The following is a 16,897-nucleotide window of genomic DNA, read 5'->3' as shown; positions in this document are numbered from 1 at the left end:
GCATGTTCGATCTCATCATTGAAGGCGGCGAGCTGATTGACGGAACGGGTGCGCCCCGTTGGCGTACCGACATTGGCGTCTCTGAGGGAAAAATCACCGCCATCGGCGACCTGGCGTCCGCACCGGCAACAGAACGGTTCAATGCGCTTCGGCGCATCGTGGCGCCGGGCTTTATTGATGCGCATACCCATGACGACCGCTTGCTGCTGATGCCCACCATGGGCCCGCACCCCAAGCTGTCGCAGGGTGTCACAACGGTTATCGCTGGCAACTGCGGGGTCAGCCTGGCCCCGCTGGAAACCACCAACCCGCCAGCGCCGCTGGATATTCTGGGAACCGATGGCTGGGTGTACCGGAGTTTTGCGGCCTACCTCGACGCGCTGGACCAATCCAGCCTGGCGGTCAACGTCGCCTGCCTGGTTGGCCATTCCACGCTAAGGGTCAAGTGCATGTCAGACCTTGAAAGAGCCGCAACGCCAGAGGAGTCGTCGGCCATGGCGGCGGAGCTCGCGGCCGCGCTGGCGGCGGGGGCCATCGGGTTGTCGACCGGGCTGTATTACCCGCCCGCAAAAGCCGCAACCGCCGAAGAGGTGATTGCCGTGGGCGCGCAGCTCAAGGCGGCCGGCGGCATCGTAGCCATGCACATCCGCGACGAAGGCGATGCCATTGACGAAGCGTTGCGCGAGGCCCTGCGCATAGGCCGGGAATTGGGTGTGGGCACCGTGATCTCCCACCACAAACTGGTCGGCACAGCCAACCACGGCCGGTCTGTAGAGACATTGGCCCTGCTGGAGCAGGCCGCGCAAGGGCAGGCGGTGTGTTTTGACTGCTATCCGTACAACGCCTCGTCCACCATGCTGCTGCCGTCCCGCGTGAAGCAGTCCAGCGACGTGCTGGTGACATGGTCGCAACCCGAGCCGGGTGTGGCCGGCCGCTCATTGAAAGAGCTGGCGCGCGAACGCAACCAGACCGAAGAAGACGTGGCCCGCGCCCTGCAACCGGCAGGGGCCATTTATTTCGCCATGAGCGAAGACGATGTCAGCCGCATCCTGAGCCACCCGATGGCCATGGTCGGCTCCGACGGATTGGCGCATGACGTGCGACCGCATCCGCGGCTGTGGGGCACTTTCCCCCGCGTGCTGGGGCATTACGTGCGCGAAAGAAAGCTCTTTTCGCTCGAAACGGCTATCTACAAGATGACAGGCCTCAGCGCACGGCGTTTTGGCCTCACGGGCCGGGGAACGCTGGCGCCGGGCCATCACGCCGACATCGTCATCTTTGATCCGGACCGTGTGAACGCGAACGCGAGCTACGGGAACCCGACGGAGATCAGCTCCGGCATTGACGCCGTTTTTGTGAATGGGAAACTCGCTTGCCGCGATGGCAACACTGTGTGCGCGGGTGGGGGGCAGGTGTTGCGCGGGCAGGGCGCTGTGCCCTGATGAAACCGGGCCAGGTGGCTATTTACCCAGAAGCTTGGTAATCACGCGCCAATGCTGCGGCTCCACCGGCGTAATCGACAGCCGGTTGCCCTTGCGCAGGATGATCAGGTCTTCGAGGTCTTTGTGCGCCCGCAATTCAGGCAGTGTCAGGTTGAGCGTTTTCTTCAGTACCTTCACATCCACCAGCTGCCAGCGCGGCTCTTCGGGTTTGGATTTGGCGTCGTAGTAATGCGACTTCGGGTCAAACTGCGTCGGGTCAGGGTAGGGCGTAGACGCCACCTCCGCAATGCCGACGATGCCCGGCTCGGCACAGCTGGAGTGGTAGAACAGCACGCCATCGCCCACTTGCATCCCGTCACGCATGAAGTTGCGCGCCTGGTAGTTGCGAACGCCAACCCAGGGGACTGTTGAGTCCTTCGCCGCGAGCGCGTCGTCGACCGAGCATTCTTCGGGTTCGGATTTCATGAGCCAGTAGCTTGTCATGGGAGGGGCCTTGATTCTGATACGTAATTTCAGGGTGAAATTGAGCTTAATGAATGAACAGAGCGGAGAAAAAGCTTTTTCCAAGGTCTCCGACCGAGAGAATTTAAGGCTAACGACGGGAAGGTCGAGATTTCCGCAATCGACGTGGTTACTTGTGAATAAACCCCTTTTATTGAGAGTATTGCTGAGTAGTATTGATTTCCCAATTACCACGAGGATTGCCTGTGACTACAACCAACTTTCACGCCAGCGCAAAATACGGGGACTGGAAAGGAACGGCGTCCGCAGATGACCACGATCATATTGACTTTCGTGACTACCTGAAGAGCAATGGGTATATGAAGGACGGGGAGTTTCTTGTTGGAATTGAGACCTCCCAAGCTGAAGTCGCAGAGTCCACGCTCAAAAATCCCCTATATGTGTCAGTGCTGATCGTAGAAAGCACTAATGCGTATGACACAGTAGCTGAGCAAGTCAAACATCAAGTTCCGCTCCAAGTTCGGCGAGAAAGGCTTCGCCTGAATGTGGAGGAATTTTTTGGTCTGTTTAAACGGTTTGAGATTTCGATTTCTCCTCACGGGTTGATCGATCAATTCGATGTCGAATATCAAGATTGAGAGGAAAAGTTATGGCAAAACTCCTCGGGAAAAAGGCGATACCTGCAAAAAAAACTGCCACGAAGATGGAATCTAAACGGGTAGTTCAATCGCAAGCACGTGCATATGTGTCTCAGGAAGATGTGCCTGCATACTCGCTGACCGAGGCACTTCGGGTGCCTCAGGCAATAATCGATCACTACGGCAGTGGGGCAACCGCACCAATTGATGTCGCTTCCGCGCTCAACCTACAGCCTGGCAGTAGTATTTTTCGTATGCTTTGCGGCGCTGCGCTTGCTTACGGTTTAACAGATGCGAGCGCGAAGGCGGTGAGCATCTCTCCTACTGACTTAGCAAAGCGGATATTGAGCCCGTTAGCCGAAGGCGACGAGCTTCTCGCGAAACGAGAAGCAGTGATGAAACCCCGAGTACTGAAGGAGTTTCTGACTAAATATTCTGGTAATGCTGTTCCGCGAGAAGACATTGGTCAGAATGTTCTCAAGTCAATGGGGGTGCCAGCAGATAGGGTCCCCGCGGTTTGGACGCTCATACTTGAAACTGCTGTGGCTGTTGGCTACATAAGAAAGATTAAAGACAAAACTTATGTGCACCTGGGCGCGGGGTCGGTGCCTGTTCCTCTTAATTCAACTGACGAAGTAGGGAGAATTTCGGCTATCCCAGATCCCGCTTTTGAGACGCCGCCGGAATCATCTTTAACATCGGAACGCGCACCTTCCGCGGTAACTACGCCTATTGCGAAGATTACTGCCCAAAATCGGAAAGTGTTTATCACGCATGGAAAGAACATGGCGTTTATTGAGCCGATAAAGAAGCTACTCGGTTTTGGAGAAATGATTCCTGTGGTTTCCGTGGAAAAGCAGTCGGTCTCCATGCCCGTACCCGACAAGGTGATGAATGATATGAGGGATTGCGCCGCCGCAATCATTCACGTCGATGGTGAGCAACAGCTGATGGATAGGGATGCTAACGAGCATACGGTAATCAATCCTAATGTGCTAATTGAGATTGGCGCAGCAATGGCGCTGTATGGGCGTCGTTTCATCCTGCTCGTGCGCGACGGCGTCAAGTTACCTTCAAATTTGCAGGGACTCTACGAAGTTCGCTATCAGGGGGATTCACTTGATGGCGATGTAACAATTAAGCTTTTTGAAGCTATTAGTGCAATGAAAAGCACACCGTTGCCCATCGCAGAATAGACGTCGCTTGCGCGGCTCGAGGCACGGCTTTTTATATTGGCGGATACAGGTGAGACCTTGTGTTTTTAGGATGCGCCGGTCTTGTACAGTGATCAACCATCTATCACGTCCACACTTTTATCTAGTGCTTAGTCAAGTGCGTACCGCATCTACACCGCCTCGGCAACTATTCCTCAATTTGATGCCGCTTCTTCCATTCCGCGTAAGAGAATTCTTTGACTTCATGAAAGAGCCTTGGAGAGGAAGAGACTTCCTCCTCTGGGGCAAACTGCCCGATTACTCTGTCCAGTTCGCCCGCCTCTAACAGTTCCATGGTTTCTTGCACTTCGCTGGGTGCAATAAATGTGCTGGTCTTAAATTGCAGATACGCACTCTTTAAAAAGTCAATCCGAATCCGGATTTCGTCTTGAGATGTGGCTCGGGTGGGAATGGTGCTACTAAAGAGAGACATATCTAACCTTTATCGAAAAGTGTCGAGAGTTAAGCTCAAGCTAACCGACAATTCTTCATCTGCCGTAAAGTATCTTTGATCATTGCGACGAAACCAGCCCGCCCATTTCCCTTGCTCGAATAGGTACAGTCCTACATTTTCGTATCGCTGAAGCAATTCGTCTTGTTGTTCGGCGGTTCCCGTAGGCGACGCATGGAGACTTATCCTCCCTGCATAACCTCTCATATAGCTGAACTGAATGGTAGAGTCAACTAGGGCCCTTAGCAAGCCCTTTACCGGCGGAATGCCTGCCGCAAGGGCCGCCTCGTGCGGTGCGCCACTCAAATACCAAAGAAAGACGCAAGGTTTTGACCTATCAGTGGGGAACGGGTACCCATCGGCTAATAACACCTGTCCAAGAACAAAGACTTCGCCGTTGGGCATGGGCGTGGTGAGTTGGAGATATGCAAGATGTCTGCCTAATGCAATCTCTAGTAACGTACTTCTCAAATAGAGTGTTCGCCAGCGCCATTTAGAGTCAATCCGATTTGTGGCCGAAATCCATGGCAGTTGAACATCGCGATCCCAAGCTTCAGCGTGTGACAGATCTGCCTCAACGACCTTGACTGGAACCCAACTTCCGTCAACACGTTGCATTCGAGAGATAAATTTAGGTGGCATTGGGATTACATTGTTAGTGAGTCTCGCAAGCACTCATAAAGTTGGTTTCCGCATTTTCCTAGTTACTGCATTAAAGCACTGGCGAATGCCGTTCCGGCTCGTCATCTGCGTCACATGCAGCCTCATGTGGGCAACTTCCAGCATGTCATCACTGCTCATGCCGTACCAAGGGCCCATCACAGCCTACAACCCTCAGGCCGGGCACGAGTCATGCTGCGGCGTTCGGGATACCTGATGTGCAATGTGAGCCGATGAGGCGGCTTGCCGCCTCAGGGCTCAGCGCTTCACATCAGCACAAGCAGCAGCAAGCACACCACGATCACCCCCATCTCGAGCCATTCCTGACTCGTCATGCTGAGCATGCGGCGGGCCGTCAGCGTCACCACTGGGACCAGCAAGGCGAGACCTATCCAGCGGTCCAGCGGCATAAGGCAAACGCGCGCCAGAGCCCACAGCCAGGCGCAATGAGCCAGGAAACCCCAGAACTCAGCCCGGCTTGTTTTTGCGGTGACATTCAGCGTAAGGCGCCAGCCGGTGGCCACGGCTTGCCACCATTGCATTTCCTCGTCGTCCAGCAGCTTGTGCAGGGCATGCAGGGCCACCACCCCCAGTACCACCGGCCCGACGAAGCCCGCCCCCAGGGCAATGCCGAGATACAGGGGATGGTCGTAACCCGTGCCGCCACCGCCCAGTTTCACAGTGGCCAGCACCCACGCGCCGCCTACCAGCAGCACCGAGACAACGGCAACCACGCCCTCCGGCACGCCCGCGCTACGCGCCGCGCGGCCGCCGGCAAACAGGCCGAGCGCCAACACGGTGGCGCCGAGGAAGGTAGTCAGCAGTGAGACAGTTGCCTTCCATCCGTGATGCGGTGCAGCCGTCAGGCTGCCCGACTCGGGTGGGTCCAGTGCATTTTTGGCAGGGGACCACTGGCGGTACGGCTCGTGCCGGGCCTTCAGCAGGCGCTGGCTCCAGCTGGCGGTTAATGGCGATGCATTCGCGAACGCGAGTTCTATGTGGTACAGGCGCTGGGCGCTGTCGAGGTCGTGCGGTACCAGCACGGTCTGCAGGCCTGCCTTGCCGTTGGCCGCCTGCAGCGTAGCCAATTGCTCGCGCCAGTACCCGGCCACCGGAGGGGCCTCGCACGCCAGGGGTTCGGACTGGGCGCCGGGCTGCAGCAAGGTGACTTCATTGGCGCGCATGACGCTTTGCGGTGCTCGCACCCGGTCCCAGTCGCAGGTAAAGCGCAGCGTGCCTTGCAGGATGATGTCGGGGCGGTAGAGCGGCAGCGGCACGGAGCTGGTATTGGCCAGGCGCAGTGACAGCATCAGGCGTACTTGGCCTTCGGCAGAAGGCGCAGCCCAGATGCCGGGCGCGATGGGCTGCATGTCGCGCATCTCCAGGGTGAAGAGCGGCGCGCGCGCGGCGGCGGATTCCCAGCGTGGGGCCAGCGCCTGGTTGAAAGCCGCTTGCCAGGTCGCGCGGAAAGCGGGGCCCATCACGTCGTCGCGTTGCCGGCCGCGAGCGATGGCCGCGGCCACATCGTCGGCCGGCGCCTTCGAACCGCCCGGCAACCGGCGCAGGAATGACTTCCATGCGCTCAGCTTGGGCTCGGGCACAGCCAGGGCCGGCGGTGGCGCCGCACCGGTGACCTGCGCCACATAACCATGCAGCAATTCATTGCGGAAGGCTTCAATGTCCGCCTTGGGCGCTTCTGCACTGCGCAAGACATTCACCAGAAAGTAGGCCTGCGCGGCATTGCTGCCCACAGGTGTTCCGTACAACGCAGTGGTGAAGGGAGGCGGTGCGGACGAAGGGTTGGCCGCGAAGGCCCAGCTTTGGAGCAGCAGCATGCTGCAGAGAATGGCGCGCAGGATTCGTGTCATGGCTTTATCGCTGCCGGGCGGTACGGATGTCCGTGTTTCTCGACGGCGGCAAGGCCAGGGCACAAAAAACCAGAACCCACCCTCTGGTTTTCAGGGCCACGCTCTTTTGCGTGGGTATTTGCTGTTTTCACGTATCGGTCTCCCTCCGATGAAAGGCGGCTTGCGCAGCAAGCTTGTTTTTGGTGATCGCGCCGATCTTATATTCAAGCCAACTATCGATGGAAATAGGTGGCAATGCAGGATTTATACCCGCGAAAGCGTGACGCACTCAGCCTTGATAACAACAAACATCTGTTGTTCAGGTCTTGTGTGGTCGTTGAGGTCGTGAAGGAGCCGCCTGCCCTGCGGCGGTTTGCGGTTAGGTGCGCGACTGTTCAGGAAGGCAGGGGTGAAGGCGCTTGCCAGGCTGGCAAGTGCATAGCGCGTCAGCATGAGCCGGCACGTCATCGGCCGGGTTGTTTACGGCCTGGCGTCGCGCCAGACAAGATAAGGATTCAGCGGTGCGCCGCGCCACCACTGGCGCTCCGGCCCCAGTTTGAAGATCGCGAAGTGCAGGTGCGGTGCGTCGGGAGATGCATTCCCGGTGCTGCCGACATAGCCGATGACCTGGCCTTTGCGCAGGCTGGCGCCTTCGCTGAGGCCTTCGGCGTAGCGGTCCAGGTGGGCGTAGTAGTACGCGTACTGGCTGGCCGGGTCGAACTGGTAAATCGTGATGCCGCCGGGCTTGCTCAGGAACAGCTTGGCCACTTTGCCGTCCTCGACGGCGAGCACTGGCGTGCCGCGTGCGCTCATGATGTCTATGGCTTCATGCGGGGCGCCTGCTGCGCGCGCCTGGGTGTAGGTGTCGCTGAGCTGGGCGGGCGTGATGCCTTGCACCGGAAGTGTCAGGACGCGGAGCCGTAACTGCGAAATTTCCGTGTCATCCGCGACAGATGCGGGTGGGGGCGGCAGGGCAGGTGAGGGTGCGGCGTTCTCGATGGTCTGAACCACAAGCGGTGGCTTGTCGGCCTCTCTTACCGGCACGGCGGGCGCCAGCGCCTGGCTGGCTGGCGGTGTAGCGGGCTGTTTGACTTGTGTAACTGCCTCTTCCTTGCGCGTGCCCAGCATCACGCCTGCCGCCACGGCCAGCAGCGCGCAGATGGCAAACGCCGTTCTCTTGAGGCGGGCGGGTGTGGATGCCATCAAGCCTTGACGTTCACTTTGAAGCCGGCTTTCGCCAGGGTCGACAGGCGCTCTGCGTCCCAGTTGGTCATGTGGATGCAGCCGTTGGTTTCAGAATGGCCCACATTGGAAGGGTTGGGTGTGCCGTGAATGCCCCAGTGCGGTTTGGTCAGGCCCAGCCAGATGGTGCCGACGGGGTTGTTGGGACCAGCTGCGATGTCGACCTTTTGTGCATCCTTGGGTGCGTTTTTCAGCAGCGCAGGGTTGTAGGTGAAGCCGGGATTTTTGACCTCGTTCTTGATGGCCATCATCCCCAGCGGCAGCGGGTCGTTCTTTTCATTGCCTATGCTTATGGGAAAGCCCGCCACCAGCCGCTTGGCGGTGTCCAACACGTAGAGCACGCGCTCGGACTTGTCTATTTCGATGGAAGCCGCGTTGACCGGCGTGGCGCTGACCGCGATATAAGGCACGGTGATCTGCTTGCCGGCCTCTATGTTGATGCCGCCGTTGAGCTGCTTGAGGTAGCCAGTACTGGTGTGGAATTTTTCCGCCAGCGCTTCTTCCACCGACTCATACACCAGCGCCTTCATCTTCGCGCGCTCATCCATCGCCACCGGCGTTTTTTCAAACGGGCCGGCCGCGTCCTTCTCTGTCACGGTATAGCTTGTCAGAAGCGGAGCACCGTCCTTGCGCAACGAAGCCCAGGTTTCCGCCGTGACGGTGCCCGTGGGTTTGAGGTCGTGCGCGTTCTGGTAGGCCTTGACCATGCGCTGCATGTTGGTGGCGAAGCGCCCATCGATCTCCCCGCAGGAGAACCAGGCCCGGTCCAGCATGATCTGTGCGCGCGCTACGGCCGCGCCTTTGCTGCCGCTGCGCAGCAAGGGACTGTCGGTGGCGTTGTTAAAGGCTTCTGTATCAAGGGGCTGGTTGCCCGCCGCCGTGTTTTTGGGCTTGGCCGCCCATGCGCCGTTGCCGGCCAGGCCCAGCCCGGTCAGGCACAAGGCAGCGACGAGGGTGCGACGGGAGAGCCGGGAAAGCTGTGGGGTTACAAGGCGAAGAGAGGAAGGGGTATCGATCGGCATGACGGGCTTTCGTAGTCAGGCCAGTCTGGGGGGCATAAGGCGCATCGCCTGTCAGCAGCCATGCCTAGCGGCGGTCAGGTTTAAGCGGGTATTGTCTTGCCTCACACACCACACACAGTGCAAAACGGCTCTCCCGGTGCATCACGGGCTGATGATCACCCTGCACGCTGGTGCTTCATCATCCACGCGGCCATGGTGTCCAGCAGCTCCTCGCGCACCTGCGCATCGGTGCGGCCTGAGCGCACCAGCACGTGAAAGGCGTGATCGGCGCCATCCACGATATGCAGGCTTGCCTTTTTACCGAGGCTTGCGGTGGTTTGCGTGATCAGGTCCAGATCAGCGAGGCCATCGCGCGTGCCTTGCAGAAAAAGCATCGGCAGCTTGACGCCGTCCAGGTGCGCGGCGCGTTCGGTTGAAGGCTTGCCGGCTGGGTGCAATGGAAAGCCCACCAGCACAAGGCCGTTTAGTCCGGGCAATGGCTCAGCCGCCTGCGCCTGCGTGCTCATGCGACCACCGTAGGACTTGCCACCGCCAAACAGCGGCACACCAGGCATTTGCCGCGCCGCTTCAGCAACTGCCGCCCGGATCGCCGCATGCGCAATGGCGGGGGAGTCCGGTCGTTTGGAGCCTTGTTCCATGAACGGGAAATTGAAGCGCAAGCTGGCAATGCCGCGTTCCGCGAGACCCTGTGCAATCGCCTCCATAAAGGCGTGGTTCATGCCTGCGCCTGCGCCGTGGGCGAACACATAACACGCCTTGGCGCTGGCAGGTTTTTGCAGCAGGCCGGAGATGGTGCCGCCCGAAGGGAGCGGAATGGTCAGTGAAACGGGGCGTGTGGGCATCAATAGAAAGGGCAGGCTGGATTGAGATGCCCATTACAGCATCGCCAGTGCTCAGGCCGAACGCTTCGGCGCAGGATCGGCGAGCCCGGGCGGCAGGCGGTTGAGCAGCCACCGGATCGCCAGCGGGACCAGTACCAGATCGTCGGCAATTCCGATGACGGGCAGGAAGTCGGGGATGAAATCAATGGGGGAGAGCAGGTAGAGGGCAATCGCTGCGGTGCCCCATTTCAGCCAGGCGGGCGCTTCCGGGTGGCGCAGGGCAGTCCACAGCCGCTGGGCATCGCCGCGTATCAGAATCCAAAGCAGGGTCAGGCGTTTGAACATGAAAGCTCCTTGGGTGAAGGTGCAAGCCCGAAGGGCCGCTGGCATCCAGATGGCGTCACTTGCCTGGGCTACAAGAGCACTAACGGGTCGTTACGTTTGCGCGCCAGGAGGGGGCGCCGGGTCTTCCGTCAATGCGCCAGATTGGAAACCAGCTTGTCTGCCGCCTCAATGGCTTCAGCACGCGTGGGCCAGGTCCTGTCGCTGTCGTGCAGGGGAGGCAGCGATTCAACGTGTACAACATCGATGTACCAGGGACCGTCAGGGAGGTGGCACAGCCTGGCCATGTAATGCCGGCCGTTGGCGACGCCGGGGACGTATTCCTCGATCGGTTCGGGTTCGTCGTCGGGTGCTTCGTCCAGTGCGTCTTCTGGTGCGTCTTCTGGTGCGTCTGTTTGCATCGGGTTTCTCTCCAAATCCCGATTATCCGCAACCTATCCCTGTCCTTCGGGGAGGAAGGCACTGGGCGCAGCTCAGTCCTTGAGCTCCACCCCTAGCGCCGCGAGCTTTTTGGCATACGCGTCCCTGCGTTTTGCCGCCTTGTCTGCTGTCTCGACGGCCATCTGGATCGCCTTGGGGCCTTTGGCTGCAGCCGTCTTGATTAGTCCGGACTTGTGCGCAGCCTCTGCCTCCGCCCTCCTGAAAGTGGCAATAAGTTCGGCATGGGCTACGGATGAATTCACAAGGGCCCTCTTGATCGGAAGTGTCATTTTCCGGATGGCTCTTCAAGTCATAAAACGAGTAGTGGGCAGGCGTTTCGGTAACTGCAATGTCGCCGCGACCTCTGGGGTCTCAGCCAGCAGCGCACCCTTCTTCCACACCTTCAACCGGTTCGCCCGCAACCGGATCGCCTCCACCGGGTCCCGCGCCTGCAGCAGCACAAAGCTCGCGTCGCAGCCCACGTCCAGGCCATAGCCTTTGAGGTGCATCACCTTGGCGGCATTCGCTGTCACCGCGTCAAAGCATTGGCGAATGCCTTTCTGGCTCGTCATCTGCGCCACGTGCAGGCCCATGTGCGCCACTTCCAGCATGTCGCCGCTGCCCATGCCGTACCAGGGGTCCATCACGCAGTCGTGGCCGAAGGCGACAGTCACTCCAGCTGCCATCAGTTCAGGCACGCGGGTCATGCCGCGGCGTTTGGGGTAGGTGTCGTGGCGGCCTTGCAAGGTGATGTTGATGAGGGGGTTGGCGATGACGCTGACGCCGCTCTCGGCGATCAGGGGCAGCAGCTTGCTGACATAGTAGTTGTCCATGCTGTGCATGGAGGTGCAGTGGCTGCCGTTGACGCGGCCCTGCAGGCCCAGGCGCTGGGTTTCATCGGCCAGGGTTTCGATGTGGCGTGAAAGCGGGTCGTCGGACTCGTCGCAGTGCATGTCGACCAGCAGGCCGCGTTCAGCTGCAATTTCGCAGAGCAGCTTCACGCTGGCGGCGCCGTCGGCCATGGTGCGTTCAAAGTGCGGGATGCCGCCGACCACGTCCACGCCCTTGTCGAGTGCACGCTCCAGGTTGTTGGTGCCACCTTTGGTTCGCAGTACACCGTCTTGCGGGAAGGCGACCAGTTGCAGGTCAATGTAGGGAGCGACTTGGTTTTTGACTTCGAGCAATGCGTCTACTGCCAGCAGGCTGGGGTCACTGGTGTCGACATGGCTGCGAATGGCCAGCAGGCCTTTGGCGACGGCCCAGTCGCAGTAGGTGAGGGCGCGTTCGATAAGCGCTTCGGCTGTGAGCAGCGGCTTCAGTTCGCCCCAAAGCGCGATGCCTTCGAGCAGCGTGCCGCTTTCATTGATGCGCGGCAGGCCGTAGCTCAGCGTGGCGTCCATATGGAAGTGCGGGTCGACGAAGGGTGGGCTCAGCAGGTAGCCGCCGGCGTCTACCGTCTCGCGGGCCTGCGCACCCGCAATAGGGCCTTCGCTGACCTGGGTGATCTTGCCGTTTTGCACGGCGATGGAGATGTTGTTGCGGCCATCGGGCAGGCTGGCGTGGGTGATGAGGAGGTCGAGCATGGCAGTGGGGGTGTATTGGGTTTCAGTGTGCGCGTTGCGCGCGGTAGCGGTACTGGCCATTGGCCGGGCCGACCTCGATGGTGACGCGGCGCAGTTTGTCGTCATGGCCGGAGGCGGCGCGCGCCGTGAGCGTGATGCCGCGCGGCGTTGTGCGGCAGGTTAGGCCGCTGAGCATGATTTCCGAATGGTCGTTGTTCAGCTCTGTGATCCCTATCGTGTGCTCGGCATGCAGGCTGCCGTTGGCGTCACGCGTCATCCATTGAACGTAGAGGAATGATTGCGCGTACTGGTCGGCGTGCACCACGCGGTAGGTGCCCTGGTGGCCCTTGTCCCAGGTGCCGCACATTTGGACCCAGCTGACGGCGTCGGGTGTCTTGAAGGTGTCGTAGCTGTAGTCACTGCCCAGCGCCTGCGCATTGGCGCAGCCCAGTGCCAGCAAGGCTGCCAGCAGTGTGCCGCGTGGGGCAAGGGGTGTCGTCATCATCAGCGCTCGCCTTTTCGATACGGTTTCATCAAGGCCTGAGGATACGCCGCCTTGCGAGCCACCAGCACCAGCGCGAGGATGGAAAGGGCGTAGGGCAGCATCAGGTACACCTGATAGGGCACATTCACGATGCCCGAGGTTTGCAGGCGCAGCTGCAGCGCGTCGAAGAAGGCGAACAACAGCGCGCCCAGCAGCGCCTTGCCCGGCCGCCACGAGGCAAACACCACCAGTGCCACGCACACCCAGCCGCGGCCATTGACCATGTTGAAGAAAAAGGCGTTAAACGCCGACAGCGTGAGGAAGGAGCCCGCCACACCCATGAGCGCCGAGCCGGCCACGATGGCGGCGGTGCGGGTGGCCGCGACGGAGACGCCCTGGCCTTCGGCGGCCTGGGGGTTCTCCCCGACCATGCGGATGGCCAGGCCCGCCGGTGTGCGGTAGAGCAGCCAGGCGATCAGCGGCACCAGCAGCAGCGCCAGCAGCGTGAGCGAGGTTTGCGCGGCCACCACGTTCAGCCCACCGCCCGGAAAGCCGTCGAGCCAATGCATGGGAGCAAAGGGTGTGATGGTGGGTGGCGTGTCGACTTTGGGAAAGCTCACGCGGTAGCCGTAGTAGCTGAGCGAGGTGGCCAGCAGGGTGATGCCAAGCCCGGCCACGTGCTGCGACAGCGCCAGCCCGACGGTGAGAAAGGCGTGCAGCAGCCCAAACATCGCACCGGTAAGTGCCGCCACACCCACGCCCACCCACAGCGGCGCGCCGCCGTACACGGCCAGCCAGCCGCTGAAGGCGCCGGCAACCATGATGCCCTCGATGCCCAGGTTGAGCACGCCGGCACGTTCGCACAGCAACACGCCCAGCGTGCCCAGGATGAGCGGCGTGGCGATGCGCAGCACGGCGATCCAGAAGGGCGCCGCGGCAAGGATATCGAGCATTTCAGCCATGCAGAACGCCTTTTTCCACTGGTATGCAGACTGTCGACGCTATCAATTTAATAGCTGCTTGCGCCCGTCTTAATTGGCTAGTGGCTATTATTTCCTTAAGAATTTCGCGCACAGCCTCAGTCTGTGCAGCCGCATGGGCCGGCAGGGCGCGGGTGCTGGAGAGTTTCATGCGGCCCGGCCTTTTTCTTTGACTACCAGCCGGTATTGCGTCATCAACGTGGCCACCAGCACGGAAATCAGCGAAGCCGCCACGATGACGTCGGCGATATAGGTCGGCACGCCTACGGCCCGGCTCATGGTGTCGGCGCCGACCAGCACGCCCGCCACAAACACGGCGGCCGCCAGAACACCCAGGGGGTTGAGTGCGGCCAGCATGGCGATCACGATGCCGGTGTAGCCGTAGCCGGGCGACATGTCGAGCGTGACATAGCTGGTGCGGCCCGCTACTTCGATGGCGCCGGCCAATCCGGCCAGCGCGCCCGAGAGCAACGCAACCAGTACCACCGTGCGGGTGACGGGCACGCCGGCGAATGCCGCGGCTTTGGCGTTGGCGCCCACGGCGCGTACGTCAAAGCCCAGCACGGTGTACTTCAGCAAGGCCCACAGCGCCACAGCCAGCGCGGCGGCCCACAGCAGGCCGGTGTGGATGCGTGTCTGCGCGATGAGCCTGGAAAGCTCCAGCTCGCCCTGCAACGCCACGCTTTGCGGCCAGCCCATGGCGGTGGGGTCTTTCATGGGGCCGTCGAGCATGGCCGACACGAACAGCAGCATGATGAAATTGAGCAGCAGGGTGGTCACGACTTCATCGACCCCCAGCCGGGCCTTCAGCAGTGCCGGGCCCAGCAACAGCAGCGCGCCGGCAATGGCTGCGGCCAGCATCATCAGCCCGAACAGCAGCCAGATGGGCAGCTCGAACCCTGTACCGCCGTGCATGCCGCCCACAGCCACTGCGGCGAGTGCGCCGGCATACAGCTGGCCTTCGGCGCCGATATTGAAAAGCCTCGCCTTGAAGGCCACTGTGGCGGCCAGCCCGGTCAGGATGAGGGGTACCGCACGGGTGAAGGTTTCGCTGAGGGCAAAAACCGAACCGAAGCCCCCCTTGAATAACAGCACATAAGTTTGGCCCAGCGGCGCGCCGGCCCACAGCACCAGCAGTGCGCTGATCAGCAGGGTGAAGGCGATGGCACCTATAGGGGCGAGTACCAGGGCCAGCTTTGAGGTTTGTGTTCTTTTCTCCAGCCTCATAACTGGTTGGTCCCCACGCTTTTCACTTCGTGTAATGCGCTGCCCCCCGAGGTGGCCCTCGCGCCTTGGGGCGGCCCGGCGGCGCTCGAGTCACCCCCATTGGCTCCAGCCATGGCCAGCCCAATGGCCTCGCGTGTCCAGGCTTCGGCGGGCAGGGCCTCCGTTAGCTGGCCCGCGTGCATCACCGCCACACGGTCGCCGAGCGCTATCACTTCGTCCAGGTCGTCGGAAATGACCAGCACGGCCGCGCCGGCGTCTCGCGCGGCGATCAGTTGCTGCTGCACATAGGCGACGGCGCCGATGTCCAGGCCCCAGGTGGGTTGGTGGGCGATGATGAGCTTCGGTGCCTCGGGCGCTTTGGGCGATGAGGCGTGTGCAGAAGGGGAAACCAGGGCCCGCCCGAGGATAAGCTTTTGCATATTGCCGCCCGACAGCGAGCGTGCCGCGGTGTGTGGGCCTCCGCCGCGCACGTCGAACTCGCGCATGATGCGGGCGGCATGGGCCTGCGCGGCCTTGCGCTTGACCCACAGCGCTTTGGAAAACGCCGGGCTGCGCAAGCGCTCTGACGCGGCGTTTTCCCAGACGCTGAGGTCGCCGACCACGCCGACGCCATGCCGGTCTTCGGGGATGCGCGCCACGCCTTGTGTGACCAGCCAGGCCGGCGAGGCCTTCATGGGCTGGCCCAGAAATGTCACGGAGCCCTGGGTGGCGGCGCGGGTGCCGCACAGCAGGTCGGCCAGGGCTAGCTGGCCGTTACCCGAAACGCCTGCAATCGCAACGATTTCACCGGCCCTGAGTTCGAGCGAAACGCCATCCAGGCGGTCTTGCCCCGCATCGGCCGTGCTGACGCCTTCCAGCGTGCAGACCGGCAGGCCGGTTGACGGCGCTGGGCGACGCTGTGTGGTGGTGACGGTATGGCCTACCATCCATTGCGCCAGCTGCGCCTGGCTGGTGCCGGCGGCAGGTGCTTCGGCCACCAGCTTGCCACCGCGCAGTACGGCCACCCGGTTCGACACGCGCAGCACCTCGCCCAGCTTGTGGCTGATGAAGATGATGGACAGGCCCTGCGCCACCATCTGGGCCAGCGTCTCGAAAAGCGCTTCGCTTTCCTGCGGCGTCAGCACGGCGGTGGGCTCGTCCAGGATCAGGATGCGTGCGCCGCGGTACAGAGCTTTCAGGATTTCAACCCGCTGTCGTTCGCCGACCGAGAGGCTGCCCACTTTGGCATCCGGCGCCACGGGCAGGCCAAAGCGCTGTGCAACATCGAGCAGCCTAGCCCGGGCTGCGCTGCGGCGTGAAAACAGCTGCCACAGCGGCTCGCTGCCCAGCATCACGTTGTCGAGCACGCTAAGGTTGTCGGCCAGCGTGAAATGCTGGTGCACCATGCCAACGCCCGCGGCCAGCGCGGCCTTGGGGTTGCCGGGCGCCAGCGGCTGGCCGAAGATGTCGATATGGCCTTCGTCGGCGGTGTAGTGACCAAACAGGATGGACACCAGCGTGGACTTGCCGGCGCCGTTTTCACCCAGCAGCGCGAGGATTTCGCCGGCCTGCAAGTCCAGCGAGATCGCGTCGTTGGCAACCAGCGGGCCGAAGCGTTTGGTGATGCCGTTCAGCCGCAGCACCGGCGGCTGTGCGTTATCAGCCGAGGGATGCCCAGTGGTCATGCCGGTCGCGCCGCTCCTGGCGGTAGTTGGTGATCTCCAGACGAAGGCCGTCGGGGTCGGTGAAAAAAGTGGCCCAGTAGTCGGGTGCGTATTCGCCGTGGTTGTGCGGCTCGCTGGCGCTGATGCCTGAGGCTTGCAGCAGCCGTGCGCATTCGGCCACGTCTTCGACAGTGTCTACGCGCAGGCAGAAGTGATGAAGGCCGGGCGAATACGAGTCGTGCGCGGCTTGCGAGCGGGCAGGCCGCAGCACATAACCGAAGTGGCGGTTGTAGTACTGGATGTGCGGGTCGCCGCCTATCGTGAAGGTGTTTTTGCGGCAGCTGAGTGCCTTGAGCATGAGCTTGTCATAGAACGCTTCCGACTCGGCCATGTTGCTCACGGCAATGTAGATGTGGTCAATGCCGGTGAGCTCGGGCATG

Annotated in this window: 19 protein-coding genes; 4 read left to right on the top strand and 15 right to left on the bottom strand. The window is 61.2% G+C overall.

Features of this window, described 5'->3' with window-relative positions; translation table 11 throughout:
- Window positions 1-2: 2 nt before the first annotated feature.
- Window positions 3-1,442, top strand: coding sequence for an N-acyl-D-amino-acid deacylase family protein (locus AC1D11_RS14390; RefSeq protein ID WP_477649970.1), 1,440 nt, complete (start codon window positions 3-5; stop codon window positions 1,440-1,442).
- An 18-nt stretch (window positions 1,443-1,460) separates the two neighbouring features.
- On the opposite strand, the gene AC1D11_RS14385 is transcribed toward AC1D11_RS14390, so the two are convergent.
- Window positions 1,461-1,925 carry an EVE domain-containing protein gene (locus tag AC1D11_RS14385; protein WP_477651357.1) on the bottom strand — a complete coding sequence of 155 codons (465 nt, stop codon included), beginning with the start codon at window positions 1,923-1,925 and terminating at the stop codon, window positions 1,461-1,463.
- 224 nt (window positions 1,926-2,149) lie between these two features.
- Between AC1D11_RS14385 and AC1D11_RS14380 the strand changes: the two genes are divergently transcribed.
- Both AC1D11_RS14380 and AC1D11_RS14375 read left to right on the top strand, forming a co-directional pair.
- Entirely contained in the window at window positions 2,150-2,542 is a 393-nt protein-coding gene (locus AC1D11_RS14380) for a hypothetical protein (protein ID WP_477649537.1), read from the top strand.
- A gap of 11 nt (window positions 2,543-2,553) precedes the next feature.
- Window positions 2,554-3,738, top strand: a complete 1,185-nt coding sequence (locus AC1D11_RS14375) for a TIR domain-containing protein (protein WP_477651356.1) — start codon at window positions 2,554-2,556, stop codon at window positions 3,736-3,738.
- Window positions 3,739-3,904: 166 nt separating this feature from the next.
- On the opposite strand, the gene AC1D11_RS14370 is transcribed toward AC1D11_RS14375, so the two are convergent.
- Together AC1D11_RS14370 and AC1D11_RS14365 are read right to left on the bottom strand one after the other, a co-directional pair.
- Window positions 3,905-4,189: a hypothetical protein gene (locus AC1D11_RS14370; protein ID WP_477649535.1), complete on the bottom strand. Its 285-nt coding sequence runs from the start codon at window positions 4,187-4,189 to the stop codon at window positions 3,905-3,907.
- A gap of 944 nt (window positions 4,190-5,133) precedes the next feature.
- A complete protein-coding gene (locus AC1D11_RS14365; RefSeq protein WP_477649534.1) occupies window positions 5,134-6,735 on the bottom strand; it encodes a hypothetical protein in 1,602 nt (533 codons plus the stop codon).
- Between AC1D11_RS14365 and AC1D11_RS14360 the strand changes: the two genes are divergently transcribed.
- Window positions 6,734-7,063, top strand: coding sequence for a hypothetical protein (locus tag AC1D11_RS14360; protein WP_477649533.1), 330 nt, complete (start codon window positions 6,734-6,736; stop codon window positions 7,061-7,063). The two genes, AC1D11_RS14365 and AC1D11_RS14360, sit on opposite strands and share 2 nt — an antisense overlap.
- Window positions 7,064-7,194: 131 nt before the next feature.
- Here AC1D11_RS14360 and AC1D11_RS14355 read toward each other — a convergent pair whose 3' ends face one another.
- The 12 genes from AC1D11_RS14355 to AC1D11_RS14300 all read right to left on the bottom strand — a co-directional run bounded on the left by AC1D11_RS14355 (window position 7,195) and on the right by AC1D11_RS14300 (window position 16,896).
- Entirely contained in the window at window positions 7,195-7,917 is a 723-nt protein-coding gene (locus AC1D11_RS14355; protein ID WP_477649532.1) for a M23 family metallopeptidase, read from the bottom strand.
- The gene (locus tag AC1D11_RS14350) at window positions 7,917-8,978 is read right to left on the bottom strand and encodes a L,D-transpeptidase family protein (RefSeq protein ID WP_477649531.1); all 1,062 of its coding nucleotides are present in this window, start codon (window positions 8,976-8,978) and stop codon (window positions 7,917-7,919) included. The genes AC1D11_RS14355 and AC1D11_RS14350 overlap by 1 nt, the downstream gene beginning before the upstream one ends.
- A gap of 155 nt (window positions 8,979-9,133) precedes the next feature.
- The gene (locus tag AC1D11_RS14345; RefSeq protein ID WP_477649530.1) at window positions 9,134-9,820 is read right to left on the bottom strand and encodes an alpha/beta hydrolase family protein; all 687 of its coding nucleotides are present in this window, start codon (window positions 9,818-9,820) and stop codon (window positions 9,134-9,136) included.
- A 51-nt stretch (window positions 9,821-9,871) separates the two neighbouring features.
- On the bottom strand, window positions 9,872-10,144 hold the full coding sequence (locus AC1D11_RS14340) for a YkvA family protein (protein WP_477649529.1): 273 nt from the start codon (window positions 10,142-10,144) through the stop codon (window positions 9,872-9,874).
- A 128-nt stretch (window positions 10,145-10,272) separates the two neighbouring features.
- Window positions 10,273-10,542 (bottom strand): hypothetical protein, encoded by a 270-nt coding sequence (locus AC1D11_RS14335; RefSeq protein WP_477649528.1) that lies wholly within the window; start codon window positions 10,540-10,542, stop codon window positions 10,273-10,275.
- A gap of 72 nt (window positions 10,543-10,614) precedes the next feature.
- Window positions 10,615-10,824, bottom strand: coding sequence for a hypothetical protein (locus tag AC1D11_RS14330; RefSeq protein ID WP_477649527.1), 210 nt, complete (start codon window positions 10,822-10,824; stop codon window positions 10,615-10,617).
- Window positions 10,825-10,866: 42 nt separating this feature from the next.
- Window positions 10,867-12,144, bottom strand: coding sequence for an amidohydrolase family protein (locus AC1D11_RS14325; protein WP_477649526.1), 1,278 nt, complete (start codon window positions 12,142-12,144; stop codon window positions 10,867-10,869).
- Between the two features lie 22 nt (window positions 12,145-12,166).
- The gene (locus AC1D11_RS14320; protein ID WP_477649525.1) at window positions 12,167-12,628 is read right to left on the bottom strand and encodes a hypothetical protein; all 462 of its coding nucleotides are present in this window, start codon (window positions 12,626-12,628) and stop codon (window positions 12,167-12,169) included.
- Complete coding sequence (locus tag AC1D11_RS14315; protein WP_477649524.1) at window positions 12,628-13,569, bottom strand: ABC transporter permease; 942 nt, start codon at window positions 13,567-13,569, stop codon at window positions 12,628-12,630. The genes AC1D11_RS14320 and AC1D11_RS14315 overlap by 1 nt, the downstream gene beginning before the upstream one ends.
- 165 nt (window positions 13,570-13,734) lie before the next feature.
- Window positions 13,735-14,814: an ABC transporter permease gene (locus AC1D11_RS14310; protein ID WP_477649522.1), complete on the bottom strand. Its 1,080-nt coding sequence runs from the start codon at window positions 14,812-14,814 to the stop codon at window positions 13,735-13,737.
- Window positions 14,811-16,478 carry an ABC transporter ATP-binding protein gene (locus tag AC1D11_RS14305; RefSeq protein WP_477649521.1) on the bottom strand — a complete coding sequence of 556 codons (1,668 nt, stop codon included), beginning with the start codon at window positions 16,476-16,478 and terminating at the stop codon, window positions 14,811-14,813. Before AC1D11_RS14305 ends, AC1D11_RS14310 begins: the two co-directional genes overlap by 4 nt.
- Window positions 16,453-16,896 carry a VOC family protein gene (locus AC1D11_RS14300; protein WP_477649520.1) on the bottom strand — a complete coding sequence of 148 codons (444 nt, stop codon included), beginning with the start codon at window positions 16,894-16,896 and terminating at the stop codon, window positions 16,453-16,455. Before AC1D11_RS14300 ends, AC1D11_RS14305 begins: the two co-directional genes overlap by 26 nt.
- Between the last annotated feature and the right edge of the window lies 1 nt (window position 16,897).

Source organism: Polaromonas sp. P1_E11, assembly GCF_056405995.1.
The sequence above is the reverse complement of the archived record's forward strand: the minus strand, read 5'-3'. Positions and strand labels throughout refer to the sequence as shown.

Coding starts and splice junctions, on each gene's coding strand:
- AC1D11_RS14305 (WP_477649521.1), bottom strand. CDS start 16,478: ATGACCACTGGGCATCCCTCGGCTGATAACGCACAGCCGCCGGTGCTG.
- AC1D11_RS14365 (WP_477649534.1), bottom strand. CDS start 6,735: ATGACACGAATCCTGCGCGCCATTCTCTGCAGCATGCTGCTGCTCCAA.
- AC1D11_RS14345 (WP_477649530.1), bottom strand. CDS start 9,820: ATGCCCACACGCCCCGTTTCACTGACCATTCCGCTCCCTTCGGGCGGC.
- AC1D11_RS14300 (WP_477649520.1), bottom strand. CDS start 16,896: ATGCCCGAGCTCACCGGCATTGACCACATCTACATTGCCGTGAGCAAC.
- AC1D11_RS14370 (WP_477649535.1), bottom strand. CDS start 4,189: ATGTCTCTCTTTAGTAGCACCATTCCCACCCGAGCCACATCTCAAGAC.
- AC1D11_RS14390 (WP_477649970.1), top strand. CDS start 3: ATGTTCGATCTCATCATTGAAGGCGGCGAGCTGATTGACGGAACGGGT.
- AC1D11_RS14375 (WP_477651356.1), top strand. CDS start 2,554: ATGGCAAAACTCCTCGGGAAAAAGGCGATACCTGCAAAAAAAACTGCC.
- AC1D11_RS14315 (WP_477649524.1), bottom strand. CDS start 13,569: ATGGCTGAAATGCTCGATATCCTTGCCGCGGCGCCCTTCTGGATCGCC.
- AC1D11_RS14335 (WP_477649528.1), bottom strand. CDS start 10,542: ATGCAAACAGACGCACCAGAAGACGCACCAGAAGACGCACTGGACGAA.
- AC1D11_RS14340 (WP_477649529.1), bottom strand. CDS start 10,144: ATGTTCAAACGCCTGACCCTGCTTTGGATTCTGATACGCGGCGATGCC.
- AC1D11_RS14355 (WP_477649532.1), bottom strand. CDS start 7,917: ATGGCATCCACACCCGCCCGCCTCAAGAGAACGGCGTTTGCCATCTGC.
- AC1D11_RS14350 (WP_477649531.1), bottom strand. CDS start 8,978: ATGCCGATCGATACCCCTTCCTCTCTTCGCCTTGTAACCCCACAGCTT.
- AC1D11_RS14385 (WP_477651357.1), bottom strand. CDS start 1,925: ATGACAAGCTACTGGCTCATGAAATCCGAACCCGAAGAATGCTCGGTC.
- AC1D11_RS14320 (WP_477649525.1), bottom strand. CDS start 12,628: ATGATGACGACACCCCTTGCCCCACGCGGCACACTGCTGGCAGCCTTG.
- AC1D11_RS14310 (WP_477649522.1), bottom strand. CDS start 14,814: ATGAGGCTGGAGAAAAGAACACAAACCTCAAAGCTGGCCCTGGTACTC.
- AC1D11_RS14325 (WP_477649526.1), bottom strand. CDS start 12,144: ATGCTCGACCTCCTCATCACCCACGCCAGCCTGCCCGATGGCCGCAAC.
- AC1D11_RS14360 (WP_477649533.1), top strand. CDS start 6,734: ATGGCTTTATCGCTGCCGGGCGGTACGGATGTCCGTGTTTCTCGACGG.